General features: G+C 67.6%; 33 protein-coding genes and 1 tRNA gene. 8 read left to right on the top strand and 26 right to left on the bottom strand.

Annotated features, from left to right (window positions below; all coding sequences use genetic code 11):
- Nucleotides 1–44: 44 nt before the first annotated feature.
- From RGD00_RS00170 to RGD00_RS00160, 3 genes are read right to left on the bottom strand one after another with little or no spacing between them, the layout of a single operon-like run.
- Nucleotides 45–1,040 carry an OmpA family protein gene (locus tag RGD00_RS00170; protein ID WP_310455034.1) on the bottom strand — a complete coding sequence of 332 codons (996 nt, stop codon included), beginning with the start codon at nucleotides 1,038–1,040 and terminating at the stop codon, nucleotides 45–47.
- A gap of 18 nt (nucleotides 1,041–1,058) precedes the next feature.
- On the bottom strand, nucleotides 1,059–1,787 hold the full coding sequence (locus RGD00_RS00165) for a GNAT family N-acetyltransferase (protein WP_310455033.1): 729 nt from the start codon (nucleotides 1,785–1,787) through the stop codon (nucleotides 1,059–1,061).
- Complete coding sequence (locus tag RGD00_RS00160; protein WP_310455032.1) at nucleotides 1,784–2,503, bottom strand: competence/damage-inducible protein A; 720 nt, start codon at nucleotides 2,501–2,503, stop codon at nucleotides 1,784–1,786. Before RGD00_RS00160 ends, RGD00_RS00165 begins: the two co-directional genes overlap by 4 nt.
- 122 nt (nucleotides 2,504–2,625) lie before the next feature.
- On the opposite strand from RGD00_RS00160, the gene map reads away from it, so the two are divergent.
- Nucleotides 2,626–3,450: a type I methionyl aminopeptidase gene (gene map / locus RGD00_RS00155; protein WP_310455031.1), complete on the top strand. Its 825-nt coding sequence runs from the start codon at nucleotides 2,626–2,628 to the stop codon at nucleotides 3,448–3,450.
- A 120-nt stretch (nucleotides 3,451–3,570) separates the two neighbouring features.
- On the opposite strand, the gene rsmD is transcribed toward map, so the two are convergent.
- Both rsmD and RGD00_RS00145 read right to left on the bottom strand, forming a co-directional pair.
- Nucleotides 3,571–4,137: a 16S rRNA (guanine(966)-N(2))-methyltransferase RsmD gene (rsmD, locus tag RGD00_RS00150; RefSeq protein WP_310455030.1), complete on the bottom strand. Its 567-nt coding sequence runs from the start codon at nucleotides 4,135–4,137 to the stop codon at nucleotides 3,571–3,573.
- 3 nt (nucleotides 4,138–4,140) lie between these two features.
- On the bottom strand, nucleotides 4,141–5,343 hold the full coding sequence (locus RGD00_RS00145; RefSeq protein WP_310455028.1) for an NAD(P)/FAD-dependent oxidoreductase: 1,203 nt from the start codon (nucleotides 5,341–5,343) through the stop codon (nucleotides 4,141–4,143).
- Nucleotides 5,344–5,422: 79 nt separating this feature from the next.
- Between RGD00_RS00145 and RGD00_RS00140 the strand changes: the two genes are divergently transcribed.
- Nucleotides 5,423–5,908, top strand: coding sequence for a peroxiredoxin (locus RGD00_RS00140; RefSeq protein ID WP_310455027.1), 486 nt, complete (start codon nucleotides 5,423–5,425; stop codon nucleotides 5,906–5,908).
- Between the two features lie 194 nt (nucleotides 5,909–6,102).
- Here RGD00_RS00140 and RGD00_RS00135 read toward each other — a convergent pair whose 3' ends face one another.
- From RGD00_RS00135 to RGD00_RS00120, 4 genes are read right to left on the bottom strand one after another with little or no spacing between them, the layout of a single operon-like run.
- The gene (locus RGD00_RS00135; protein WP_310455026.1) at nucleotides 6,103–6,696 is read right to left on the bottom strand and encodes a GNAT family N-acetyltransferase; all 594 of its coding nucleotides are present in this window, start codon (nucleotides 6,694–6,696) and stop codon (nucleotides 6,103–6,105) included.
- On the bottom strand, nucleotides 6,693–7,091 hold the full coding sequence (locus tag RGD00_RS00130) for a ketosteroid isomerase-related protein (RefSeq protein ID WP_310455025.1): 399 nt from the start codon (nucleotides 7,089–7,091) through the stop codon (nucleotides 6,693–6,695). Before RGD00_RS00130 ends, RGD00_RS00135 begins: the two co-directional genes overlap by 4 nt.
- Nucleotides 7,088–7,558 (bottom strand): arsenate-mycothiol transferase ArsC, encoded by a 471-nt coding sequence (locus tag RGD00_RS00125; protein ID WP_310455024.1) that lies wholly within the window; start codon nucleotides 7,556–7,558, stop codon nucleotides 7,088–7,090. Before RGD00_RS00125 ends, RGD00_RS00130 begins: the two co-directional genes overlap by 4 nt.
- A complete protein-coding gene (locus RGD00_RS00120; RefSeq protein ID WP_310455023.1) occupies nucleotides 7,558–8,034 on the bottom strand; it encodes a UPF0262 family protein in 477 nt (158 codons plus the stop codon). The genes RGD00_RS00125 and RGD00_RS00120 overlap by 1 nt, the downstream gene beginning before the upstream one ends.
- Nucleotides 8,035–8,163: 129 nt before the next feature.
- Here RGD00_RS00120 and RGD00_RS00115 point away from each other — a divergent pair, with 129 nt between their 5' ends.
- Nucleotides 8,164–8,418, top strand: coding sequence for a hypothetical protein (locus tag RGD00_RS00115; protein ID WP_310455022.1), 255 nt, complete (start codon nucleotides 8,164–8,166; stop codon nucleotides 8,416–8,418).
- 2 nt (nucleotides 8,419–8,420) lie between these two features.
- Here RGD00_RS00115 and hisD read toward each other — a convergent pair whose 3' ends face one another.
- From hisD to RGD00_RS00095, 4 genes are all read right to left on the bottom strand, one after another.
- Nucleotides 8,421–9,725, bottom strand: a complete 1,305-nt coding sequence (gene hisD, locus RGD00_RS00110; protein WP_310455021.1) for a histidinol dehydrogenase — start codon at nucleotides 9,723–9,725, stop codon at nucleotides 8,421–8,423.
- Nucleotides 9,726–10,143: 418 nt separating this feature from the next.
- The gene (locus tag RGD00_RS00105; protein WP_310455020.1) at nucleotides 10,144–10,638 is read right to left on the bottom strand and encodes a DUF2948 family protein; all 495 of its coding nucleotides are present in this window, start codon (nucleotides 10,636–10,638) and stop codon (nucleotides 10,144–10,146) included.
- Nucleotides 10,635–11,906 carry a UDP-N-acetylglucosamine 1-carboxyvinyltransferase gene (gene murA, locus RGD00_RS00100; RefSeq protein ID WP_310455018.1) on the bottom strand — a complete coding sequence of 424 codons (1,272 nt, stop codon included), beginning with the start codon at nucleotides 11,904–11,906 and terminating at the stop codon, nucleotides 10,635–10,637. Before murA ends, RGD00_RS00105 begins: the two co-directional genes overlap by 4 nt.
- 56 nt (nucleotides 11,907–11,962) lie before the next feature.
- Nucleotides 11,963–12,142, bottom strand: a complete 180-nt coding sequence (locus RGD00_RS00095; RefSeq protein WP_310455017.1) for a hypothetical protein — start codon at nucleotides 12,140–12,142, stop codon at nucleotides 11,963–11,965.
- Between the two features lie 164 nt (nucleotides 12,143–12,306).
- Here RGD00_RS00095 and RGD00_RS00090 point away from each other — a divergent pair.
- Nucleotides 12,307–12,381, top strand: a tRNA-Thr gene (locus tag RGD00_RS00090).
- Between the two features lie 55 nt (nucleotides 12,382–12,436).
- Here the strand turns inward: RGD00_RS00090 and RGD00_RS00085 are convergent.
- Both RGD00_RS00085 and RGD00_RS00080 read right to left on the bottom strand, forming a co-directional pair.
- Nucleotides 12,437–13,504: a site-specific integrase gene (locus tag RGD00_RS00085; protein WP_310455016.1), complete on the bottom strand. Its 1,068-nt coding sequence runs from the start codon at nucleotides 13,502–13,504 to the stop codon at nucleotides 12,437–12,439.
- A 169-nt stretch (nucleotides 13,505–13,673) separates the two neighbouring features.
- On the bottom strand, nucleotides 13,674–13,832 hold the full coding sequence (locus tag RGD00_RS00080) for an Arc family DNA-binding protein (protein ID WP_310455015.1): 159 nt from the start codon (nucleotides 13,830–13,832) through the stop codon (nucleotides 13,674–13,676).
- An 86-nt stretch (nucleotides 13,833–13,918) separates the two neighbouring features.
- Between RGD00_RS00080 and RGD00_RS00075 the strand changes: the two genes are divergently transcribed.
- The 3 genes from RGD00_RS00075 to RGD00_RS00065 all read left to right on the top strand — a co-directional run bounded on the left by RGD00_RS00075 (nucleotide 13,919) and on the right by RGD00_RS00065 (nucleotide 14,871).
- Nucleotides 13,919–14,278 (top strand): Arc family DNA-binding protein, encoded by a 360-nt coding sequence (locus RGD00_RS00075; protein WP_310455013.1) that lies wholly within the window; start codon nucleotides 13,919–13,921, stop codon nucleotides 14,276–14,278.
- Nucleotides 14,279–14,350: 72 nt separating this feature from the next.
- Nucleotides 14,351–14,638 carry a hypothetical protein gene (locus RGD00_RS00070; RefSeq protein WP_310455012.1) on the top strand — a complete coding sequence of 96 codons (288 nt, stop codon included), beginning with the start codon at nucleotides 14,351–14,353 and terminating at the stop codon, nucleotides 14,636–14,638.
- 23 nt (nucleotides 14,639–14,661) lie between these two features.
- Entirely contained in the window at nucleotides 14,662–14,871 is a 210-nt protein-coding gene (locus RGD00_RS00065; protein ID WP_310455011.1) for a hypothetical protein, read from the top strand.
- Between the two features lie 216 nt (nucleotides 14,872–15,087).
- Here the strand turns inward: RGD00_RS00065 and RGD00_RS00060 are convergent, their stop codons facing one another.
- The 10 genes from RGD00_RS00060 to RGD00_RS00015 form a co-directional block, all read right to left on the bottom strand.
- A complete protein-coding gene (locus RGD00_RS00060; RefSeq protein ID WP_310455010.1) occupies nucleotides 15,088–16,149 on the bottom strand; it encodes a phage portal family protein in 1,062 nt (353 codons plus the stop codon).
- 1 nt (nucleotide 16,150) lies between these two features.
- On the bottom strand, nucleotides 16,151–16,705 hold the full coding sequence (locus tag RGD00_RS00055; protein WP_310455009.1) for an HK97 family phage prohead protease: 555 nt from the start codon (nucleotides 16,703–16,705) through the stop codon (nucleotides 16,151–16,153).
- Complete coding sequence (locus RGD00_RS00050) at nucleotides 16,705–17,997, bottom strand: phage major capsid protein (RefSeq protein WP_310455008.1); 1,293 nt, start codon at nucleotides 17,995–17,997, stop codon at nucleotides 16,705–16,707. The genes RGD00_RS00055 and RGD00_RS00050 overlap by 1 nt, the downstream gene beginning before the upstream one ends.
- Nucleotides 17,998–18,000: 3 nt before the next feature.
- Nucleotides 18,001–18,339 carry an HNH endonuclease gene (locus RGD00_RS00045; RefSeq protein WP_310455006.1) on the bottom strand — a complete coding sequence of 113 codons (339 nt, stop codon included), beginning with the start codon at nucleotides 18,337–18,339 and terminating at the stop codon, nucleotides 18,001–18,003.
- Nucleotides 18,332–18,664, bottom strand: a complete 333-nt coding sequence (locus RGD00_RS00040) for a head-tail adaptor protein (RefSeq protein ID WP_310455005.1) — start codon at nucleotides 18,662–18,664, stop codon at nucleotides 18,332–18,334. Before RGD00_RS00040 ends, RGD00_RS00045 begins: the two co-directional genes overlap by 8 nt.
- The gene (locus RGD00_RS00035) at nucleotides 18,655–20,133 is read right to left on the bottom strand and encodes a terminase large subunit domain-containing protein (protein WP_310455003.1); all 1,479 of its coding nucleotides are present in this window, start codon (nucleotides 20,131–20,133) and stop codon (nucleotides 18,655–18,657) included. The genes RGD00_RS00040 and RGD00_RS00035 overlap by 10 nt, the downstream gene beginning before the upstream one ends.
- A gap of 205 nt (nucleotides 20,134–20,338) precedes the next feature.
- The gene (locus tag RGD00_RS00030; protein ID WP_310455002.1) at nucleotides 20,339–20,653 is read right to left on the bottom strand and encodes a head-tail connector protein; all 315 of its coding nucleotides are present in this window, start codon (nucleotides 20,651–20,653) and stop codon (nucleotides 20,339–20,341) included.
- A 521-nt stretch (nucleotides 20,654–21,174) separates the two neighbouring features.
- Nucleotides 21,175–22,128, bottom strand: coding sequence for a hypothetical protein (locus RGD00_RS00025; RefSeq protein WP_310455001.1), 954 nt, complete (start codon nucleotides 22,126–22,128; stop codon nucleotides 21,175–21,177).
- 4 nt (nucleotides 22,129–22,132) lie between these two features.
- On the bottom strand, nucleotides 22,133–22,339 hold the full coding sequence (locus RGD00_RS00020; RefSeq protein WP_310455000.1) for a hypothetical protein: 207 nt from the start codon (nucleotides 22,337–22,339) through the stop codon (nucleotides 22,133–22,135).
- Entirely contained in the window at nucleotides 22,336–22,587 is a 252-nt protein-coding gene (locus RGD00_RS00015; RefSeq protein WP_310454999.1) for a hypothetical protein, read from the bottom strand. The genes RGD00_RS00020 and RGD00_RS00015 overlap by 4 nt, the downstream gene beginning before the upstream one ends.
- A 252-nt stretch (nucleotides 22,588–22,839) precedes the next feature.
- Between RGD00_RS00015 and RGD00_RS00010 the strand changes: the two genes are divergently transcribed.
- The gene (locus tag RGD00_RS00010; RefSeq protein ID WP_310454997.1) at nucleotides 22,840–23,589 is read left to right on the top strand and encodes a hypothetical protein; all 750 of its coding nucleotides are present in this window, start codon (nucleotides 22,840–22,842) and stop codon (nucleotides 23,587–23,589) included.
- On the opposite strand, the gene RGD00_RS00005 is transcribed toward RGD00_RS00010, so the two are convergent.
- Nucleotides 23,505–23,909 (bottom strand): IS5 family transposase (locus tag RGD00_RS00005; protein ID WP_310454996.1); only part of this gene is annotated, 405 nt, incomplete at its 5' end. The two genes, RGD00_RS00010 and RGD00_RS00005, sit on opposite strands and share 85 nt — an antisense overlap.

The following is a 23,909-nucleotide window of genomic DNA, read 5'->3' as shown; positions in this document are numbered from 1 at the left end:
CGTGAAGATCCCATGCAGGCCGCGGCTTGCCCGGCATCCGGTCCTCAACGGGTCGGGATCGCCTCGACGCGGCGGTTCAGCGCGCGGCCCGCCTCGGTGTCGTTCGTCGCGCGCGGGGCGAGGTAGCCCGCGCCCTCGGCACCGATGCGGGCGGGGGCGATGCCGTGGGCGGTGATCAGGGTCTGGCGCACCGCCTCGGCCCGCCGGCGCGAGATCGCCACATTGGCCTCCAGGCTGCCCGAGGCATCGGTATGGCCCACCAGCGTCACCCCCTGGTCCGGGTTCGCGGCCAGCCAGGCGGCGAGTTCCGCCAGCGCGGCATGGTCGCCCGGGGCGAGGTCGGCCGCGCCGCTGGCGAAGCTCAACCCCTCCAGCACCGCGCGGCCCGCGGTCAGTTGCGCCGCAAGGCCGCCGGCCGGCAGGGCAGGGGGGGCGGCAAGGGCCACGGCTTCGCCCTGCGCCTTGGTCGAGGTGTTCAACTGCGCCGCCGCCTGCGGGCCGACGCGGATCATCTGGACGAAGCCCGCCGCGCTCGACCGGCTGACCAGCAGGCTGACATGTTCCGCCCCCGCCCCGCTGCCGCGTTCGGCGGCGACAAAGCGGAAATCGCCCAGGTCCACATGCATGTCCGGTTCCGGCAGCACGCGGGTGGAATAGCGGAAGTCGAACCCGCCGCAGGCCAGCGTGTCGCATTCGTAAAGCGTGCGGAACCCCGCCGCCGCCAGCGCCGCGCGCAGGGGCGCCATGATTTCGAGGCTGGTCAGGCCGGGCCGCGCGATCCGCCAGGCGGTCTGGTGCAGCGTGCCTTCGGTCACCCGGGTCAGCATCGTGCCGTCGGCCCAGGGGCCGATGGGCAGCGCATAGCTCGCCAGCGCCTCGTTGCGTTCGGCGACGGTTTCGGCGGGTCCGGGAAAGGTCAGGTCCAGCGCCTGTGCCCGCGCGGGCGGGGCGGCCAGCGGCAATCCCAGGCCAAGGCACAGGGCCAAGGCCGCAGCGGCCCTGCCGGTCTGCCGGGGGAATGCGTCGCGCGCTGTCGTCACTGCTCGGCCTCTTCGGGCTCACTTGATACGGTAGTGATACTGTCCCACAACTTCCATCTTCAGGGAAGCATAGAGGTTCCGCGCCGGCGCATTCGCCGCCGTCACCGCAAGGGCCAGCCAGTCCGCCCCATGCGCTTGTGCAAAGACGGCGGCGTGCAGCATCATGTGGTAGGCGGAACCCTGCCGACGCTGTGCCGGCAACACCGCCAGCGCATGCACGAAGCCGATGCCGCCCGACACCGCGACGAACGCCACCCCGCCCGGCCGGTCCACGTTGCGCGCCAGCAGCGCCGCCTTGGGCTGGACCGCCCGGGCCATCACCGCGCGGCGTTCGGGGCCGATGCCGGTGGCCTGCCAGAAATCTTCCTGGATCGCCAGCGGCGGCCAGATGGGAAAGGCGGTGAAGGGTTTCGCGCCCGCCGCCAGATCCGCCGCCGGGGCCAGATACAGCACCACCGGATCCGCCACGCGCCAGCCCGCATCCGCCAGGGCCGCATCCAGCGCCTCGTCGCCCGGGCGGATCATCACCAGCGGATCCTGCCCCAGGGCGCGGGCCTTGTCCTCCAGCACCGCCAGATCGGCGGGCGTCACCGGCCATTCGGCCGTGGCGCAGCCGGCGCGGCGCCCGGCGCCCGGCGCCTCGCGCAGCAACCAGGGGCCGATGTGGTGGCGGGCGGCGGCGGGCCAGGTGGGCTCCATCGCGGCCAGCAGGGCGGCGGCATCGGGGCGGGCCATTGCGGCGCTCATCCGAACAGCGCCACGAGGCGGGCCATCGCCTGTTCCACCCGCGCCGGATCGGTGCCGCGGATCACCAGATTGGTGCCATGCGCCCCCGCGCGGATGAAGGGGTACGACCCCATCGACAGGTCGGGAAAATCCGCCGCCAGCGCGCCGAAGGCGGCTGCGACCTCGCCCTCGCCCCGGTCCACCCGCAGGTTCTGGCTCAGCAGCGGTGGGCCCCCCGTCAGCTGCGGCAGGACCGAGGCGACCATGGCGCGGAAGATGTCGGGCACGCCGGCCAGCACATGGACATTGCCGAGCGTGAAGCCCGGCGCGGTGGAAATCGGGTTCTCGATCAGCGCGGCGCCCTCGGGGATGCGCGCCATGCGCTGGCGGGCGGCGTTGAAGTCCAGCCCCGAGCGGTCGTAATGCGCCGCCAGCAGCGCGCGCGCGTCCTCGCGGATGCCGATCGGCGCGCCGAAGGCCGCGGCCACGGCATCGGCGGTGATGTCGTCATGCGTGGGCCCGATCCCGCCCGAGGTGAACACATGGTCCCACCTTGCGCGCAGCGCGTTCAGCGCCTCGACGATGGCCGCCCGGTCGTCGGCGACCACTCGCGCCTCCATCAGGCGGATGCCGTGGCGCGTCAGTTCGCCGGCCAGGTAATGGGTGTTGCTGTCCTGGGTACGGCCCGAGAGGATCTCGTCTCCGATCACCAGCATGGCGGCGGTGGGGTTCGTCATCGCGGGGGTCCTTCGGCTGCGCTCGGATCCGGTATAGGCCCCCCGGCGGCGGCTTTCAAACCCCGCGGCGGTGCCCGGGCTCTGGTCTTTTCGGTGATTCATGGCTAATCAGGGCGGGATTGATGACGGAGACGCCAGTGGACGACAAGCGCGGCCGCATGACCCGGGACGGGATCAGGATTCACGAACCGGCGGATTTCGCCGGAATGCACGCGGCCGGGCAGGTCGCGGCGGAAATCCTCGACGCCGTGGCCCCGCTGGTCCGCCCCGGGGTGACGACCGAGGCGCTGGACGCCTTCATCACCGATGAAGTCACCCGCCGCGGGGTGATCTCGGCCACCATCGGCTACAAGGGCTATCAGCACGCCAGCTGCATCAGCGTGAACCATGTCGTCTGCCACGGCATCCCGGGGGCCAAGGTGCTGAAGGATGGCGACATCCTCAACATCGACGTGACGGTGATCGTGGATGGCTGGTACGGCGACACGAGCCGCATGTATGTGGCCGGCGCCATTCCGCGCAAGGCCGAACGGCTGTGCCAGGTGACGCATGACGCGCTGATGAAGGGGATCGAGGCGGTGCGGCCCGGCAATACCTTCGGCGACATCGGCCATGCGATCCAGGCCTATGTGGAATCGCACCGCATGTCGGTGGTGCGCGATTTCTGCGGCCATGGCCTGGGCCGGGTGTTCCACGCGCCGCCGAACGTGCTCCACTACGGCCGCCCGGGAACGGGGCCGGTGCTGGAGGAAGGGATGTTCTTCACCATCGAGCCGATGGTGAACCTGGGCCGGCCGGAAACCAAGGTGCTGGCGGACGACTGGACCGCCGTGACGCGCGACAAGTCGCTGTCGGCGCAGTACGAGCATTCCGTGGGCGTGACCGCGACGGGGGTGGAGATCTTCACCCTGTCGCCTGCGGGTAAGTTTCACCCCACCTGGGGGTAGGATCGGCATTCATTTCCGTCACTCTGGCTGGCGAAGGCGCGTGCCTTCGCCACGTCCTGCGGTCGGAGTTGCCCCGGCCGGGGCCCCAAGCCCCCGGCCAGCGCCCGCCCCGCACCCGTCCTACGATGGCGTGTATTCCAGCACCGTCACCCAGGTGTCGCCATACCGCCGCTGATCGCGGGGGGCAAAACCCTCCGGGGCCGGCTGCGGCGCGCTTTCTTCCCAGACCACCAGCGCACCGGGGGCGAGCCAGCCGCCCGCGACGGCAGAGGCCAGCGCGCGTTCCCCCAGCCCCTTGCCATAGGGCGGGTCGAGGAACACCAGCCCATAGGGCGCGCCGCGGTTTTCGCCCAACCGCGTGGCGTCGCGCCGCCAGATGTCGGTCGCGCCCATCGCTCGCATCCGCTCGACATTGCCGCGCAGCAGCGCCCGCGCCGCCGCGCCGTCATCGACGAAGGCCACCCGCGCCGCGCCGCGGCTCAGCGCCTCGAGCCCGAGCGCGCCGGTGCCCGCGAACAGATCCAGCACCCGCGCGCCCGTCACCGGGTCGCCATAGCCGCCGTTCACCAGCAGGTTGAAAATCGCCTCGCGCACCCTGTCCGAGGTCGGGCGCAGATGCGCCGCCGGATCGCCCTTGCCGACATCGGCCAGTTGCAGCCCGCGATGGGTGCCCGCGATGATGCGCATCGCCTAGGCCAGCAGCGTCTTCAACTCGACCGCCGGGTCCGCGACCTTCGCCGGATCGGCGCTGCGCCCGGCGGCCAGCAGGCGCTTGGCCACCATGAAGGCGCGCGGGTCGTTCATCGCATCGACCGCGATCAGCCGGCCCGCGCGGTAATACCAGTGCGCCCGCGCCGCCCCCTCGTCGCGCACCACCACCCGGTCGTAGCCGGTGTTGAGCCCCGCGATCTGCAACTTCACATCGTACTGGTCCGACCAGAACCACGGATAGGGCAGGTAGTCCTTGCCCGCGCCCAACATGTTCGCCGCCACGCATTCCGCCTGGTCGATGGCGTTCTGCACGCTTTCCAGCCGGATCCGCCCGCCCGCATAGGGAAAGGACGCGCAATCCCCCGCCGCCCAGATCGCGGGGTCCGAGGTGCGGCCCTGTCCGTCCACGCGGATGCCGTTGTCCAGCGCCAGCCCCGCGGCCTCTGCCAGCCCGGTGTCGGGCAGGATGCCGACGCCCGCGATGACGAAATCGACCGCGATCTCCTCGCCATTGGCCAGCACCGCGCCGCTGACATGCCCGGTGCCCACCAGCCGGTCGAGCCCCACGCCCTCGACGATCCGCACCCCATGCGCCAGATGCAGCGCGCGGAACCAGTCCGAGGTTTCGGGCGCCGCGACCCGTTGCAGGATGCGCGGCGCGGCCTCGACCAGCGTGACCTGCAACCCCCGCTTGGCCGCCACCGCCGCGGCCTCCAGCCCGATATAGCCGCCGCCGACGATCAGCACCCGCCGCCCGGCGACCAGTTCGGGCGCCAGCCGGTCGGCATCGGCCAGCGTGCGCATGTAGTGGATGCCCGCCAGATCGCCGCCGATCGCGGGCGGCAGGCGGCGCACCACCGCCCCCGTGGTCAGGGCCAGCTGGTCATAGGGAATGCGTTCGCCCCCCAGAACCACGCATTTCGCCGCCCGGTCGATCCCCGTCACTTCGGCGTTCGGGCGCAGGTCGATATTCTGCGCGTCCCAGAAATCGGCATTGCGCAGCAGCAGGCGGTCCAGATCCGTCTCGCCCAGAAGATAGGCCTTGGACAGCGGCGGGCGCTGGTAGGGGGCGGCGGGTTCGGCCCCGATCAGCGTCACCGGGCCCGCGTATTTCAGGGCCCGCAGCCTGGCCGCCAGCGCCGCCCCCGCCTGACCCGCGCCGATCACCACGATTCCGCCCATATGCCCGTTTCCTCTGGTTGTCCCTCGGGGCAGAGCCTATAAATCCTCCTGCTGGAAACGCAACGCGCGAGGACCCTCCATGACGATTTCCGTTGGCGACCGCCTGCCCGAAGTGAACCTGATCCGCATGGGGGCGAACGGTCCCGAACGGGTGCCGGTCAGCGCCCTGACCAAGGGGCGCAAGGTCGTGATCTTCGCCGTGCCCGGCGCCTTCACCCCCACCTGCCATTCGGCGCATGTGCCCTCGTTCATCCGCACCAAGGCGGGCTTCGACGCCAAGGGCGTGGACGAGGTGATCTGCGTCGCCGTCAACGACCCCTTCGTGATGAAGGCCTGGGGCGAGGCGACGGGGGCGAGTGCCGCCGGGATCGCCATGCTGTCCGACGGCTCCGCCGATCTGGCGAAGGCGCTCGGCCTGACCTTCGAGGCCCCGGCGATCGGGCTGCCGCTGCGCTCTGCCCGCTATGCGATGTATGCGGTGGACGGCGTGGTGAAGGTGCTGCACGTCGAGGAAGGCCGCGGCTGCGAAATCTCGGGCGGCGAGGCGCTGCTGGAGGCGATCTGACCCGGCGCCGCGCGGGTGGAAAGGGCGGCGGCGGGGGTTTCACACCCCCGCACCCCCGTGGGATATTTTCAGACAGAAAGTGGAGAAGGGCAGTTCTTTGCTCGGCCTTTCTTCACTTTCTGTCCCTAAATATCCCGGGGGTCCCGGGGGCTGGCCCCCGGCGCGGTCCTGAACGCTTGCGCAACGCCTGCGGGTTATCCCCGCAGATCCCGCAGCCAGAACTGCAACGGCTTTTCCGTCTCTGCCGTATCCCCCACGTCGCGCCAGCGGAAATGCGCCACCGCGCCGGGCAGGGGGGCATAGCCGCGGCCGCGCCAGAACGGGTCGAGCGGGCGGTAGTCCGCAGGCCGGGCGGGGTGGTCTGCGGGGCGGATCACGGCGCAGAAGGCGCTGTGGGTCGCGCCTTGGGCGCGGGCATGATCCTCGCGCAGGTCGAAGAAGCGGTGGCCGATGCCTTGCCCGCGATAGCCGGGCAGCAGCACCGATTCCGCGCAATAGAACATGGCGGACAGGTCGAGGCCCGTCCCCGCAAGGGCGGCGGCGAATTCGGCGACATGGTCGGTCATCGGCGTGCCGGTCGCGGCCCCCACCAGCCGCGCGCCGTCGAAGGCGCCCGCCACCACCGCGCCGGGGCTGTCGCGGTAGGTGGCGATGTAGCGGCGTTCGTAATCCAGATCGCCGTCGTAGAGATAGGGAAAGGCGCGGAACACCGCGATGCGCAGCCGCGCCACATCGTCGAGCGCGGCATCCAGCGCCGCCCCGGTCAGCGCCCGGACGCTGACCGTCATCCCGAGACCTGCCGCATCCAGTCGGCGAGGTTGTAGAAGGTCGTCACCCGCGCAATCAGCCCGCCCTTCAGGTCGAAGAACGCGCCCGCCGGCAGCACATAGCCTTGCCCGCGCGCCTCTGGCAGGCCGGGGTCGGTTTGCAGATAGGTGCCGTGGACGGTGAATTCGGCCGCGCCGCGCGTCCCGTCGGGGGTGACGAAGATCACCATGTCGCGCAGTTCCTCGCGGTAGCTGGTGCCCATATGGGCGCAGAATTCGGCGAACAGCGCCTTGCCGCGGCGGATGTCGCCCTCGTTCACGCGGTGTTCGATGTCGTCGGTCACGCAGGCGAGCATGCCCGCGCCGTCGCCGGCGTTGAAGGCGGCGTAGTAGCGTTCGATCGTCTCGCGGCTCATGCCGGGGTCTCCTCGATGGCCGGTCCGAACCGCGCGGTCATGCGGTCGCGGATCTGGTCGCGTGTCTGGCGATAGGCGGCCAGCCGGGCCTCGCGCCCCTCGCCGATGCCGGTGGGGTCGAGGATGGGCCAGTATTCCACCTGAAGGTGATAATAGCGCGTCAATTCCAGTGCCTGGCGCTGGCTGGCGGGCGACAGCGCCACGATCAGCTCGAAGGCCGACAGATCGTCGCCCCATTCGCGCATCTCGTCGAAGCTGCGCACGCGGTGGCGCGACAGTTCCACCCCGATCTCCTGGCAGACGGCGATGGCGAAGCCGTCGATTTCCAGATCGCCGCGCACACCCGCGGACTGGACATAGGCGCGCTGGCCGTAGAACTTCTTCATCATCCCTTCGGCCATCGGCGACCGGACGGCGTTGTGATCGCAGCAGAACAGCACCGAGGAAGGAAAATCCCCGTTCACCATCACCCCCAGTGCAGCACGCAGATCAGGGTGAACAGCCGCCGCGCGGTGTCGATGTCGGTTTCGGCCTTGCCCTCCAGCCGTTCCAGCAGGATGCGCGCGCCCTCGTTGTGGATGCCGCGCCGGGCCATGTCGATGGCCTCTATCTGGCTCGGCGGCAGGCGTTTCACCGCGTCGAAATAGCTTTCGCAGATCTGGAAATAATCCTTCACCGCCTGCCGGAAGGGGCCGAGGCTCAGGTGGAATTCGGCCACGCGGCTGCCCGCCTCGGTGTCGATGTCGAACACCAGCCGCCCCTCGCGGATCGACAGGCGCAGCCGGTAGGGGCCGGGCGGGATCGCGCGCCCCTCGCGCGCGGGCAGGGCAAAGCTGTTGTCCTCCAGCAGGTCGAAGATGGCGACGCGGCGTTCCTGCTCGATCTCGGGCGTGGGCGCGGCGAGGCCGGTTTCGTCGATGTCGATCTGACAGATGCGGTTCATGGGCTGCCTTCCGATCTCTGCCCCGAAGGGGTGGCACAGGCGGCATCGCGCGGCAAGGCCGGCAGAACTCTTGCCCGAAGCGGCGGGTTGGCGCAACCTCGGGGCATCCATTGGCAAAGGAGTTTCGGAATGCGTGATTTCTTCATCCGGTCGTTCGAACTGATCGTGGGCGTCGTGATCGTGGTGGCGGCGCTCGGCGTGCTGATCGGCGGGCTGATGACCATGTTCGCGCCGCAGGGCGGTTTCCTGCAGGGCATCGCGATCTGGGTCGCGGGGGCGATCTATGTGCTGTTCCTGGGCGGCGCGATGTATCTGGGCCTCGGCATCTACCAGAACACCCGGCGCACCGCCGAGGCGCTGGAGCGGCTGGCCGAGCGGGGCTGACCTCAGCCCCGGTTCAGCCGGTCGAGCCGCGCGCGCACCGACAGCCCGTGCGCCTGAAGGCTTTCCGAGATCGCCAGCCGTTCGGCCGCCGGCCCGATGGCGGCCAGCGATTCGGGCGTCATGCGGGCGATGGTGGTGCGCTTGAGGAAATCCATCACCGACAGGCCGGAGGAAAACCGGGCCGACCGCGCGGTGGGCAGGACGTGGTTCGGCCCGCCGACGTAATCGCCGATCGCCTCGGGCGTGAAGGCGCCGAGGAAGATGGCCCCGGCATGGGTGATGCGGGCGGCCAGCGCCTCGGGGTCGGCCACGCACAATTCCAGGTGTTCGGGCGCGATGCGGTTCGACAGCGCGGCCGCCTCGGCCAGGTCGCGGGTGGTGATGACGGCGCCATAATCGCGCCAGCTCGCCCCGGCGATGGCGCGCCGTTCCAGCGACTCCAGCCGCTTTTCCACCGCCGCCGCCACCGCCTGCCCGAAGGCGGCATCGTCGGTGATCAGGATCGACTGCGCGCTTTCGTCATGTTCGGCCTGGCTCAGCAGGTCGAGCGCGATCCAGTCGGGGTCGTTCGCGGCATCGGCGATGACGAGGATCTCGGACGGGCCCGCGATCATGTCGATGCCGACCTTGCCGAAGACCCGCCGCTTCGCCGCCGCCACATAGGCGTTGCCCGGGCCGGTGATCTTGTCCACCGGCGCCACGGTGGCGGTGCCGTAGGCCAGTGCGGCGATGGCCTGCGCGCCGCCCATGCGATAGACGGTATCCACGCCCGCGATCCGCGCCGCCAGCAGCACCAGCGGATTGACCGTGCCGTCCGGCGTCGGGCAGGCGATCACCAGCCGCTCCACCCCCGCCACCCGCGCCGGGATCGCGTTCATCAGCACCGAGGACGGGTAGGACGCCAGCCCCCCCGGCACATAGAGCCCCGCCGCCGACACCGCCGTCCACCGCCAGCCGAGCATCGCGCCCGTGGCGTCGGTCCATTGCTCGTCCTGCGGCATCTGGCGCAGGTGATAGGCGCGGATGCGCTCGGCCGCCAGTTCCAGCGCCGCGCGGTCCTCGGGCGACACCCTGGCGCATTCGGCCTCGATTTCCCCGGGGGTGAAGGCCAGCCGGCCGGCGGTCAGCTCCAGCCGGTCGAACCGCGCCGTCAGTTCCAGCACCGCCGCATCGCCGCGCGCGCGGACATCGGCGATGATCGCGGCGACGGCGGCATCGACATCGGGGCTGTCCTCGCGCTTCATCCCCAGAAGGGCGGCGAAGGCGGCCTCGAACCCGGGATCGGCGCTGTTCAGGAACTGGGGCATCGGGCGGTCCTCTGTCGCGGTATGGCGCTGCTTAGCCGGAAGGGGCGCCATGCTCAAGCACGGCGGGGATGGCGGCGGGGTTTCACAGCCCGCGCCGGCGCCCCCGCGGGAATATCTGGATCGCGGTGAAAGATGAGGGGCGGGGTTTCTTGTGAAAGCGCCCCGGGCCTTTCACCGTGACCCAAATATCCCCGCCGGAGGCTCCTGCGCTCTGCGCTTGCGCAAAGGCCGGGTAGACGTGCGCCTCTTCACTTTCTGTCCCCAAATATCCCGGGGTGAATTGGCCGCAGGCCAAGAGGGGCAGCGCCCCTGCCGCGCGTCGGCGCGGCCCGCGTGACCCGCCGCGCGCAAGCGCGGCCCGGCCCAACCTTGAGGCGATGCGCCGCAAGGCGCGTCAACGAATGGCGGGAGAGGCCCCTTACGCGTGGTCCGGGGCCTTGCCCGAGGGCGCGCGATAGGGCCGCGTCACGTCGCGCAACGTCACGTCCAGCGCCTCGACCTCCAGCGCCAGCGCGCCGTCGCCGGCGAGCACCAGCACCAGCCGCCCCGCCGCATCCTCGCCCGGATGCCATTCCAGCGACAGCAGCGACAGCACCAGATCGCGGTCCCTGCGGTCGAACCCCTGCGAACGCACGGCCAGCACGCCCGCCACATCCAGCACCGCGCGCACCCGTTCATAAGGCCGCCCCGCAGCCTGGGCCGCCGCGCGGTCCTCCCACCGGAACCGGTTGAGCAGCAGCGCGAAGCGGCGCGCGCGCGGTTGCCAGGCCACGTCGGCGCAGGTGAACACCGCGTCCTGCACCAGCGCCGAGATCACGCCCAGATCCTCGGCATCCCCGGCACCGAGGTAGAGCGGCCCCTCGTCCGCGTCCTCGAACCGTGCGTCCCCGGTCTGCGCGTTCCTGCCCGTCATGCGTCCTTCACCCGTTCCACCGACGCCCCGCAGGCGCGCAGCTTCTCCTCCACCTTCTCATAGCCGCGGTCGAGGTGATAGACCCGGCGCACCAGCGTCTCGCCCTCCGCCGCGAGCCCGGCGAGGATCAGCGACACGCTCGCCCGCAGGTCGGTCGCCATCACCGGCGCGCCCTTCAGCCGGTCCACCCCCGTCACCCGCGCCGTCCCGCCATGCACGTCGATCCGCGCGCCCATGCGCATCAGTTCCGGCGCATGCATGAAGCGGTTCTCGAAGATCTTCTCCTCCAGCACGCTCACCCCCTCGGCGGTGGCGAGCAGCGCCATCATCTGCGCCTGCAGGTCGGTGGGAAAGCCCGGGAAGGGTTCCGTCACCACATCCACCGCCCGCGCCCGCCCGTTCCTGCGCGACACGCGCAGGCCGCGCGGCGTTTCCTCGACCGCGATCCCGGCCGCGTCCAGCTTTTCGGCAAAGGCCGCGACCAGTTCCAGCCGCCCGCCGAGGCATTCGACCGTGCCCCCCGTGATCGCGGGGACCAGCATGTAGGTGCCCAGTTCGATCCGGTCCGTCACCACGGCATGGGTCGCGCCGGACAGCGTTTCCACCCCCTCGATGGTGATGGTCGATGTGCCCTCGCCCTCGATCCGCGCACCCATGCGGCGCAGGCAGCGGGCGAGGTCCACGATCTCGGGCTCGCGCGCGGCATTGCGCAGTTCCGTTGTGCCGCGGGCCAGAACCGCGGCCATCAGCGCGTTTTCCGTGGCGCCGACCGAGACGAAGGGAAATTCCACCACCGCGCCGCGCAACCCGCCCCTGGGCGCCTCGGCATGCACGTACCCTTCGCGCAGGTCGATCGCGGCGCCCATCGCCTCCATCGCCATCAGGTGCAGGTCGACGGGCCGCGCCCCGATCGCGCAGCCGCCGGGCAGCGACACTTCGGCCCGCCCGAACCGCGCCAGCAGCGGGCCGAGGACAAGGATCGAGGCGCGCATCTTGCGCACGATGTCGTAATCCGCCCGCAGGTTGCCCACGTCATGCGACGACAGCGCCAGCACCCGCCCGTCCTGCAACGCCGACACCTCGGCCCCGAGCGATTGCAGCAGCTGCGTCATGGTGCGGATGTCCGACAGCCGCGGCGCATTGGTCAGCGTCAGCGGTTCGTCCGACAAGAGCGTCGCCGGCATCAGCGTGAGGCAGGCGTTCTTCGCCCCCGCGATCGGGATTTCGCCGTTGAGCTCCGCGCCGCCCCTGACCAGAATCGCATCCATGCCCGTGCCCGCCTTTCGCCCCGGCTGCCTGCCGGATGCCTGTTCTGTGCCGCCGTTCAGCCCTCGCCGCGCGGGGCCTTGTCGTCCGTTTGCCCGGCATCCTCGGCCGGGGCAGGGGGTTCCGCCCGTGCCCGGCTCTGCGCCTTGCGCCGCGCCAGATTCGCCCGCAGCGCCGATTCGAGCCGCGCCTGGCGGCTGTCGGCAGCGGAACCGTCGGAAGAGGATTTGCGCGTCATGCGGTTTCTCTACAACGCCGCAGGGCCCGGGTCCAGATAGCGCGCGGGGGCCTGCGCAAAGGGGCTTGCAAGCGCCGGGGAATGCGGCTATCCCCCGGCCCATCGGCGCGCAGGCGCACCGCCGGACGGCCTTGGGCCGCAGCGGTGCGGGTGCAGCGGCCTTGGCTGTGGTAGCTCAGTGGTAGAGCACTCCCTTGGTAAGGGAGAGGTCGAGAGTTCAATCCTCTCTCACAGCACCATTTTTTCAATGTGTTAGCCATTCTTGTGCCTCCTTGCGCACAGTTATCCGCACAGTTATCTGCGGTTCTCGATGACACTCAGCGCCCGCTCCTGATGGTGTGGGCTATGGTGCCAGTAATGCTTGCGGATCGTTTCAGGCGATGTGTCGAAGTATTCCGCAGCATCTTCCACACCCAGACCGCGCATGATGGCCCAGGTGATAGCGGTGTGTTTCAGGACATGGGGCGTAACGCCCTCGATGCCCGCCCGGTCGGCAGCGCGCCGGATGCCGGTCTTGATGCTGTCCACGGGCTTGCCTCTGAACATCACCACATGCGTCTGCCGCGCCTCATTCCAGCGCCGCAGGTGCCCCAGAAGCTGGCGGGGAACACGGATGCGCCCGCGCCGCTTCTTGTTCTCGGTCTGGCCTTCCTCGCGAAAGCGGATCGTCCCCGCCTCTAGGTCAACGCGCGTCCAGATCAGTTCCAGAACCGCACTCGCCCGCCGCCCGGTGTAGAGCGACAGCAGAATGAACCGCCGCACATGAGGCTCGGCATGGTGCAGCAGCGCCGCCGCCTCGGGGCGGGTCAGCCAGCGGTCACGGGACACGCTCGCCTCTGGCAGCACCACGGCAATGGGATGCATCAACAGGCCCTCGGCATGGGCATGGTTCATAGCCGCCTGCAACACGCCCAACTCGCGCCGCACCGTGGCAGGGCCAGCGACCAGTTCCCGGCGAATCGTCCGCCCGGTCTTGGTCGTGGTCGTCACCGTGCGGGGCTTGGCCCGCTCGCGCTCATACAATCGACAGGTCGAGCCTTTGACGGCATCACAGGTCAGATCGGCCCAGAACGGGGCCAGCGCCTGAATGGAATAGGCCAGCGTCCCCGCCGACGCCATCGCCGCGCCCTTGTCGTCGGCATATCTCGCCAGCACCTCGCCCACGGTCAGTTCCCCCGCATGGGCAGGACCGCGCCGGGCTTCCGGCTTTCGGCTGGCAAGGTATTCTGCGAGTGCTGTTTCAGCCGCCTCACGCTCGCCAAGGCCAAAGCCTGTCCGCCGGTTGGTTTCGCCGTCTCGGATGATCCATTGCTGTTCATCCTTGCGGAAGTAGAGACGCGCGGGCTTCCTTGGTCTTGGCATTGGAGAAACTCCGCTAGAGCCGCTTCGGTGGTGAAATCGCGCTTGCCAATACGCCGGGTCCGCAGTTGCCCGGCATCCCGCGCCTTGCGCAGCGCGGAGACTGTCACCTTGTCGTGCAGCCGTGCCGCCGCCTCGGCCAAGGTCAACAGCGAGGGAAGCGCACCCGCCATCAGGCCGCAGCCTCTTGACGCTCGGTCGGCTGATAGATCGCCCGCAGGTGCTGGACGATCTGCGCATTCATCGAACGGCCCTCTTGAGCCGCCGCTTGCTTGATCTGGTCTTTCAGGTCGTCGGGCATCCGAAGCCCGAAGGGGGGAATCTGGCGCATCAATCTGACCTTACGCTACACGATGAAGCCATGCTACACGATGTAACCATTGCTCGCAAGCATCTTCGCCGCTACACGGTGAAGTCATGGCCGATGACGATTCTGCACCTCTCACTCGCGACATAGCGCCCTTTGGGGTGAGGATGCCGGCTGAGCTGAAGGCGCGTGTTCAGGCTGCGGCTGAGCAATCAAACAAAAGTCTCAACTCGCTGATCGTGTCGGTTCTTGAGGAAGTGTTTCCGGCGCCAACGATTGATCTCAACAATCTTTCGGCATTTCTGGCCAGCCTTTCCAGCGCAGAACCGGAAGACCTCGCATATATAGAACAGATCAATGAGAAACTTGCCCAAGTTAAACACCCTTGGACGCTCAAGATCTCATGGGATGGGCGGATCGTCTTTTACCCGATGAAGTGGCAGCCGGGCGATAGTGTGACGGTCGATTAAGGACTTGCTTCTGATTGCCAGACCGGCCCCGCACCGCGTATTATCGGACGAATGTATCCGAGTGAGGCGGCCATGACCGACACCCCGACGATTTACAATGCAAGGTTCTACCTGAAGAACCCCGGCGGAGCCTACGATCCGGCCCACATGGGCGAATTTGACATAGAAGGCTCGACCGTCCTTCCGGGCGTTGTCATAGGAGACACGATCTGCTCGACCACAAGGCTTTCGACCTCCACCGACTATGAAACCCATTACTATAAGGTGGTTGATCGGACGATCCGCTTCGATCCAAACGACATCTTCGTGTTCTATCTGATCGAGGAAGTGCCGGAAAACTGGGTCGGACAATTCAACTGATCCCTTCTGTCGACGAAAGCGAAATGACCGAAACAATCTGGTTCTATGACAAGGCGGGCCACGCCGCTTTCTATCGAGTGGGTGATAACGCCTACAAAGACGGAAAGCGGCTTTTCTGGATTTCAGGCGGGAACTGGTATTCCAACGCCTCGGGTCAAGCTCGCCGGGCGTTCTACGAGTCCGGCAAGTGGCTGATAAACGAACAAGGTGTCAGCGAGTTTTACCGGGCGTAAGGCCGGGAACGCCGCGTCCTGCGCCCCGGCCTCTGGTCCCCTGACGCGGGGTCCGGTTGGTCTGCCCCCGCTCGTCCAAGCGTGACAGCCTGCGCCGCGCCTTTGGCAGGCCGCGCCTTGACGGGGTTTTCGGTCCCATGAACCGGGCACTCGCCGTCTAATCCCAGATGCTTTGCGGCGGATACAAACCGCAGGGCGCATCCCGGCCCTATCTCGTCAGTCGGCCCAATCAATGAATTGCAGGGCGTCCTTGACGGTCGCGTCGTCAAGCCCGGCCTCTTTGGCCTGCGCCATGGCTTGCAACATCGCGCCAAAGGCCCGCGCCTTGCCGCCGTGGTCAAACGCCTGCATGGGCCGCACCACGTCCAGGGTGATCTTGCCGCCAAGTTTCTCGGTCGCTTCCTCGGCCATCAGCCCGGCAATGGGTTGCAGGATCAGTTGCGCCAGATGCCGTTGCGCCTCGCGCACAAGGGGGCCGGTCGTCGCCGCGTTTTGCAGGCCGGGCAGCACCCCGAAGGCGAGGAAGATCGAACCCTTGGCATCGCGCAGCAGCTCGCCCGCCAGCGTCCGCGACAGGTCCGGGGAAAGCTGATCGGGGGATTTGCCAAGAGACGGGTTGAGGCCCGCCGCCGTGGCCTGTGCCACCCCTTCCACGACAAGCGCCGCGCCCCTCTTGCCCCGGAACCCTTGCCGCAGGGCTTCCATGTCGTCGGCAGAGCCTTCGGGCATGGGCACGATTTGAGAGCCTAGCGGGGCATCGCGGAACACGTCACGCAGGGCGGTTTCAATCTCGGCCATGAGCTGCGCCGAGAGGGTCGCCCGCCGCAAGGGAGCGGTGCCCGCCCAAGGGGTGACAGCATCGGAACCGATCCTGAAATGCAGCACCTCGCCCGCCAGCGCGATTTCAGAGCGCGGGCCGCCCACCTCGGGGATTTGCAGCCGGTAGGACCGGGGCACCCCGTCAGCCGTGGTCAAGTCCCAATCGGTCGCCGGGATAAGCCGGTCGCGGATCAGGAACACCGCCTCGCCCCGGAGCGCCAGAGAGCGGGCGGTGATTGCCAAGGTGCGGCGGGTCAACAGATCGGTGCCCCGCACATCAGCCAGGGCAAGCCCGCCTTCCCAGAGCATCACGCAGGACTGGACAGCGGCGGTCAGCTCGCCAAGGCCCGCCGATCCGGTCAGGAAGGCAGAGCGGGCCGCGATGATCTGCGCCGTGTAGCCGGTGCCGCTCGAGCGGGTTTCGACAGGCTTGCGCCGGAAAAGGTCCATGAACCCCATGTCAGGCCCTCCACCGATTGAGGGGGTGAACCGCACCCCGCACGGGTTGCCGGTCCTGATGCGTTTCCCATGCCCGCGCCTCGATCTGCGCCGAGGGATAGGCCGGAACCGTCACCGCCGAGAACTCGAACACCTGCGCCCGCGTCACGGTGCGCAAGAGGCCATCGCCCCGCGTCTCGATCCGCTCGCCGCCCGGCTGGACGCGGAACCCCGGCGACAACCCACGGATCAACCCGCTTGCATGGGCCGCAAGGAAGTCTCGCGCCCATGACGTGCCGCCCGCAATCCGCGCCTCGAGCGTGACGCCTTCGGGGGTGTCCTCTATTTTGAGGGTGCCCGCCGCCCGTGAGGCGAGAGGCTTTTCATAGTCATGCCCGGCCAGCAGGTGAATGTCCTCGCCCGCCTCGATCCGGCCAGCGAAGGCCCGAGGGGCGATAACCTCGTGCCGCCCCGGTGCCAGCTCAGTTTGCGCACCATAAGGGAAACGGGCGGTCAGGCGGGTTTCCCCGCCTTCTGCCCGGATCTCCAAAGCGCCGAGATTACCGCCCCAGAGCATCAGCTTTCCTCTTCCTCGGGCAGGGCCAGCTCAAGCCCGGTGACAAGCTCGAGCTGTGCGCCGCGCGCAACGGTCACGTCAGCGGTGGTCAAGGCGGTCAGGCGCAGACCGCCCGAGGTGGCATCGGAATACGGGTCGCGGATCAGGTCCACCGCACCCCAAAGGCCCACGAAGATCGGGGCCACGCCGCCCGCGTTGGTCGTCAGCAGGACTTGGGTTTCCAGCGGTGCCGGGGCGGTGCCGCTCGGTGCCGCAAGTGCGTTGGTCGTCTGGACGATGCCGCCCAGCTGCGCCGACAGGCGATCCCATTCCGTGACGCCCGAACCCGCGAAGGCTTCCACGCCATCCAGGAAGCCCCACAGTTCCGGCCGCACCAGCGCCTTGACCGCGCCAGGACCGGCCGCCGCGTTCGCGCCCATGAACCGCACCACGGCCGCCCGCAGGGCCGCCCAGGATGCCATGCCCGCCGCATCGGTCGAGGTGATACCGTAGGTCGCAACGCCGGGAATGACGCCCAGCGGCTGGCCCAGCAGTCCTGTGCCAAGGAAAATCGCCTTGTCCAGTTCGGCTGCCATCGTGCCGGACATGTCGCGCCGGATCGCCTGTTCCAGCGCCTCGCCGGATTGCAGCATGGCCTTGCGGCTGATCCGCATGGTGATGCCCAGATGCTGTTCCGGTTTCAGCGCCTTGTCGGTTGTGGCGTAGGCGGTCGGGCCAGCGACAGCCGCCAGTTCGCCGTTCGCCCAGCCTGCGGTCACGGCACTGGTCGTCACCGGCCATTCAATCGCGCCGGTGCCGATCTGGATCATCTGCGCACCCATCTGCGCCGCGACAGAGCCGGGGAACAGCCGGTCGATGATCGGCCGGGTTTGCAGCGGGTCGGGGGTGCCGGCCGCAACGGTTTCGCCCGCCCGTTGTTCCAGCGCCATCAGGGGCACGGGGATGCCGCGATAGCCGCCGGAATTGCGCAGCTCTTGCACCACTTCCGCCGTGCGGCCCGAGAGCGCCCGGCCCTCGTCCAGAGCCAGAACCGCTTGCCGCAGCTCGAACCCGGCCACCAGATCAGCGAATTGGCGGTCGGAGCGGGTTTCCAGATCGCGGCCAGCCTCGCGGCGTTCACCATCCTCGGCCACCAGCGCCGCCCTATACCGGGTTTCGTTGGTGCCATACTCGCGGTCAAGGTCGCCCATCTGGCGCACCTCATCCTCGGTCGGGGCTTCCTTGTTCGCCAGAGCCGCAAGAGCTTGGCGGATTTCGCTTTGCCGTTTGGCAATCTTCACAGAATCCAGCATGATTTACTCCATCGCCGGGGTTGCAGGGTCCGCAGCCAGATCGGCAACGGCATCGGCCCAAGCCTTGCGCTCGGGTGATTTCTCTTTGTGTCCGCACTCGAGGCGGGTCTTTTTCGTGTGACAGGCGGGTGCCAGCGCCTGGAGATTGGCCGGGTCATAGGCCAGCTCGGGGTGCGTCCTGACGGGCAGAATGTGGTCCACCTCGAGCCGCCGCCGCTCGCCGCAGCCGCAGGAGCATGTCCAGCCGTCACGCTCGAGGATCGCGTGCCGCAGCACCTGCCAGCGGGCGGTCGAGGTCACGCGCTTGGAGTGCCGCGCATATTCGCGCCGGTCCTTAGCCATCGGTCCGCGCCCTCGCCGTTATCTCGAGGAACCGGAACCGGCCAAGCCAGGCCTCTTTGATGCCCTGAATGTCCCAGGTCAGGCCGTCATGGGTGAACTGGTCAATCGGGGTCAGGTCGCGGGTGAAGGCCGAAGATCGGACGGTGAAGCGCGAAACCAGCGTGGATTCGATCCACCCGGCCACAGCCCGCTCATTGTCCGAAACGTCATGCCGCGCCGCCCGGATCGGGTCGCCGTGGTCATGCCAAGAGTATTCATAGCCATAGGGGCCGTTGACGCCGACACGGCGCTGGAACTGCACCTGGCGGTCAAGGTTCACAGCCATAGCGCCCTCGCTTTCCGGGTTGGTGCGGCCTTCATCCGGGCACCCTGCGCCACCGCCAGCACCGAAGCCGCCGCCGCGTCGATCCGGCCCAGAGAGCGGGCTTTCGCCAGCTTGTGGTTGCCTGCCGGGTCAACCAGTGTGATTGCATCCGAGAAGGCAGAGCGCAGAAGCATGGACGGGGTGCAGATCACTTCCCCGTCGAACAGCGCCCGGCGGAACCGCTCGATGTCCTCGGCCCCGTCCTTCCAGCCGAACCCCCGCCAGATGAACGGGACACGGCCAAGCCCTGCCGCCTGCATCGCCTCGGTGAATTCGGCATGGCGGAAACGGTCGCCGACGATGCAATCCGGCACGATCCCGTCCAGATGCGCCACGATCTGCGCCAGCCACGGGCCGGGTGGCACGGTCGCCTCGCCCATGACGGACAGTTCGCCCCGTTCCTGCATCTGGCAATATCGGTCGCTCACGCCATCGGACGCGCCGCGATCTGCCAGCGAAGGGGTTGCCGGGAAGGTGCCGAGGGCTTCCAGCCGTCCGGTGTCGGGCCAGTAGAACGCCGCCGCCGACATGGAGCGACTGCCGCCGAGGTCAACGCCGAGGATGCAGGGGCCGGAACGCTCGGGCAGATCGTCGGGCGAAACCTCTGCCGCCAGCCATTCGTCAACCGTGACCAGCACGGAACGGTCCTCGGTCGAAACCCGTTCGTTGCGGTTCAGGTTGCGGAAGCTCGAGAGCGCAGAGCCGCCCCGTGCAATCGCCCGCCGCGCCTGCGCCACCAGCCAGTCAGGGGTCGAGCCGATGCCCTCGGTCGCGCCGGGGTTGGCTTGCAGCAGGCTTTCCAGATCGTCGGCAGGCAGGCCGAAGGCGGGCCGGTGTTCCTGCCGGTAGGTGCCCGGCGGCGGTTCATCCAGCCAGCGGGAGAAGGTGTTCGCATCGTCAGGGGCAGAGGTCGAGATAATCAGCGCCCGCCCGTCACGCTTGCCGAGGCCCGACAGAATGGCGTTCTCGAGCGCATCGCCCTTTTCGGCCACCCATGCCGCCCGCTCGTCAAGGATTGCCAAGGTCGGGGCACCGCCCAGAATGGACTTGCCATCTGCCGCGATGACACGGGCCAGCCCGCCGCCGTTGCCCTCGAACTCAACCTCGAGCTTGGAGCCGCGCCGGATCGTGAACAGCGCCTGATCTTCCTCGGGCAGCCCCTGGATATAGCCGACAAGGAAGTTGAACGCCGTCCGCGCCTGATCCCGGTTCCGGGCCGCGAACAGGATTTCCCGTTTCGGTTGAGGCTTTGCCTCGAGAGCGCCGACCAGCTCGCCCAGGGCAAGGCCCGCCGCCAGCGCAGTCTTTGCATTGCCGCGACCGATTGACAAAACCCCGACCATCACGCCGGGGGCGAGAGAGCCGCGCACGAACTGCCGCTGGAACTCGGCCAGCTTGAGGCGCTTCCCGGCGGTGCGCCCCTCGGGCACATGCAGCAGGCCCAGAAAAGCCAGCGCACGGTCAGCCGGATTTTTTCCCGGATTTTTTTCAGGAGAGAGAAAGGAACATCCAGACCGCCGGTCCCTTGGCCGCCCGACTTGGGGGCATTGGGACCAGATCGCAGGGCATCAGCCGCCTTTGCCTCGGCAGATCCGGGCATCAGGCCATCATGTCGGGGTCGCCCCCTCGGGCGGTTCACTCGGCCGCAGGCGGTGGCAGGCATAGCCGCACCCCACGATACCGGGCCACGATACGGGCCGCAGCCAGTGACAGGCCCACGGGGCGCTCGGTGTCCTGCGCCCGCGCATCGAACAGCATTGCCGCCTGGTCGATGATTGCCAGCTTGAGGTCGGCAGGCAGATCAGCCGCCAGCGCGGGCAGGGTGTATTCCGCAGCATGGGCCACATCACCCGCCGCAGCGGCCAGCATCAGCAGCATGTCGGGGTCGTCCTCGTCGTGATCGACGCGGGCATGGAGCTTGGCGGCGGTGAGAAGGTCGGACAGGTTCATACATTGTTCCTATCACATGATGGGGTATTATTCTACCTCATTGCGTTTGGACATAATCCGGCCACCCGCTACTGCCCCCACTACCCAGGAAGGTAGGCGACCGGGTAAGCCGGCCTCAGGAACAGCCCTGCGCTGCCGCGATCCGTATCCACGCGATGCCCCTAGTCACCGGAAGGGGCCAAGCCGTCGCCCTGAGCTTTACACTCAGCCCGGTCGTGGGAGCCGTCCCCGTTTCCGGTCCCCGGTAGAATCCGCCGCGCCGCCTTGGCTTGGCATCCCTCCGGTGGGTTTATAGTCGCGCTTCTGTGCTGGCCTAGCAGGAGCCGGTTCAGCACGGGGTGGGTTAAAAGTCCCCGGATCGTCATCGCCCGTCTTGGCTTAGGTGCCGGGCAAACCACCGATGATTTCGCTCAAGCGGTCAGAAGCTAGGGCGGGTGAAGGGATATGCCCGGATCGGCCTCCGGTCTGCTCCGATGGATTGACGCCCCCGCACCGCGCCCGAGGCACGGGGGCGGGGTTGGTCAGTCTCGGGGCGGGGCCAGAAGCAGGGTCTGGATTTCTTCCCGCTCGCGTTCTTCGCTGGCTTGATCGACACCGTATTGAATGAAGTCGATGTGCCGTTCGATTGCCTCGCGAAGAATGTCGGCAATGATGTTCGGGGGTAGCGCCTCAAGCTGGCAGGTGCCGCCGGTCCACGTCTTTGATCGGCTATCCGTAGCCTTCGGCGGCGCGGTAGGCAGATCGAATTGCCGCACCTGCGCCGAGGTCAGCGCCACCCGCTCGAATTGGACAGTGATAAGCCCGTGCCTGCGGTCGGCATCGACAAATGCGGCCACGTCCTCGGCCACGCTGTCGAAGATGGATTCGCCGCTCGGGTCGTAATCACCCAGGTGCAGAATGACGGTCGGTTTCTCGATCCGGCAAATGCGGTCGGCCAAGTCCTTCTTGGCGGTCAGGCTGTCGAAGCCACCCGAGGAATAGACCTTCACCGAATAAGGCTCGGCCACATCGTCGAGTTGAGGCAACATCCCCGCCGCCTCGCACCACACCTCGATATGGTGTTCCTGATCGGCCAGCTTGTTGCGGGTGTAGTTCTGCCCGAGACGCCGGACGTGCCGCAGGAAGGCATCCTTGTCGTCGAAATGGTCCCTGCGATAGGTGGTCACGCCATCGTCGCGGATCGCAGCGAACGGGATCAACCGCGCCCGGCGGGCATTGGCAAGGTGGTGGCAGAGGCGACCATAGGCCGCCTCCGTCTTGTCATAGCCATGCGCACCGACCAGCCGATAGAATATCTGGCGGCAGGTCAGGGGCCAGTATTGGCGGTATTCGTCCAGCACGGCCTGAGCCTGCGCCAGAAGCTCGCGCGTCTTGGCCTGGGGGTTGTAATGCTCGATGTAGCCGCGGGGCCGGGAAGTTTTCGGGCAGGCCGTAAATTCCCCGGCGCCGCTTTTACGGCCTGCCGGAATATTCACGCTGTCAGCCCTCGACCGCCCGCGAAAGGCTCATGCTGTCGAGGCCGTTGTTCAGATCGTCCGCAAGGGCATGGATCTTCTCAAGCAGAGCCACCGCAATGTCATGGTGTTCCCGGTAGTCGATCACCGCGTTCAGGGCTTCCGACAGGCAGGTGGCTTGCAGGGCTTTCGTTTGCAGGTCCGACAGGTGCTTTTTGAGAGCCGCGTTCATTGCGCCGCCCCCTCGATCAGGTCCAGCGCCTCGATCAGATAGGACCGCGCCTCTGCCAGGCTCTGTTCGGTGGGTCGGTTGCTTTCGATGGCGTCCTGAGCCAGCGAGATCAGATCAACCAGGTGATCGGCGGAATGGACTTCGCCCGTGAAATCTGCGATGATCTGCGAAGCAAGCTGGACCGCTTCGCTATTCGCCCCGTGTGCCGCGCCAACGGCAGCGGGGCTTTCCATTTCCGGCCCCATCATGCCCAGATCCCCCGCACAGAAACCGCACGGAAACCCATGAACACACCGGGAACATGGACGGTTTGATCACAAGCAAAATCGGCTGTTTTCTCAGGAAAACCGTGTGAACCACAGTCTTGGTAAGGGAGAGGTCGAGAGTTCAATCCTCTCTCACAGCACCATCCTAACCCCTTGATCTAAAAAAGACCCCTTGCCTTCAAGTGCTTGGTGCCATTTCTAGTGCCAGAACAGGTGCCAGAATTGGGTTGTGCGATGGCAGCGAAGCGGCGTCACTGGAAAGAGAAGGACGGTCGATTCTGGGCGCGGATCGCGATCCCGGTCAAGCTCCGACCGCTGTTCGGCAACAAGACCGAGCTGATCGAACCGCTGGGCGGTGACCTTCGGATAGCCGACCGAAATCACGCTGCTGCGGTCGCCCGTCTACAAGCCAAACTGGACTACGCACGGTCGACGACCACGGTAGATGCACGTCATGACGCCACGACGCTCATCTCCGACGAAACCGCCCATCCCACGCCAGACCCTGTTCTTCGGACCCTGACCGAAGCAGACACCGAGAATGCGGTCTGGGAGCAATACACCAAGACCTTGGCAGATGACGCTGCGCGACGCGCAGCCATGCCTACGCCAGAAGAAATCGAGCAGGAGCGCGAGAAAGTCTTCGAGCGCATCGAAGCGGGCGAAGTGGATGCCGACACCCGACTGACCAGCGCATTCAACGTCTATACCGACTTCGAATTGAAGGCGCGCGCCCGGACAGACGACGCAAATCTGCGATCAAGGCGCCTCGCTGCCCTGAAAAAGTCACTCGCAACCGGTGAAACGCGTTTTGTCGAAGCTGCCGTGAATGAGTTCATCCGCGAGGCTCTGTTGCACAAATCGGCTGAGGGCCGGAGTTCCCCTTTCCCCGGACAGACTTATCCTGTGACTTCCGTGATGGGCGTTCCGAGTGCGGTGAAGCCGTTCAAGACGGCGACACGCACCTGGAACTCCGCGACCTGACGGTCGAACTCGCGGGCGGAGAGGCGCTGGCCCAGCAGCTTGACGCAGTGCATCTTGGTTTCTGCGCGGCTTCGGCGGTGATACCCGCTCCATCGTCGCCAGATGGTTCTGCCGACGCGCTTCGATGTGCGCAGGATTTCGTTGCGGGCGACCGCTCCAGGGCTGTCGGGTTTCCAGGGTTTGGCGTTCTTGCGGGGCGGAATGATCGCGGCGGCGCCACGGGCCGCAATGGCGTCGTGGCATTTGCGGGTGTCGAAAGCACCATCTGCCGTGACGCTGGCGATCTCCTGGTCGGGTGGTATCTGGTCCAGAAGTTCGGG

This window comes from Ruixingdingia sedimenti, from assembly GCF_031432425.1.
Classification (GTDB): Bacteria; Pseudomonadota; Alphaproteobacteria; order Rhodobacterales; family Rhodobacteraceae; genus Ruixingdingia; species Ruixingdingia sedimenti.
This window is presented reverse-complemented; position numbering and strand designations above follow the sequence as displayed.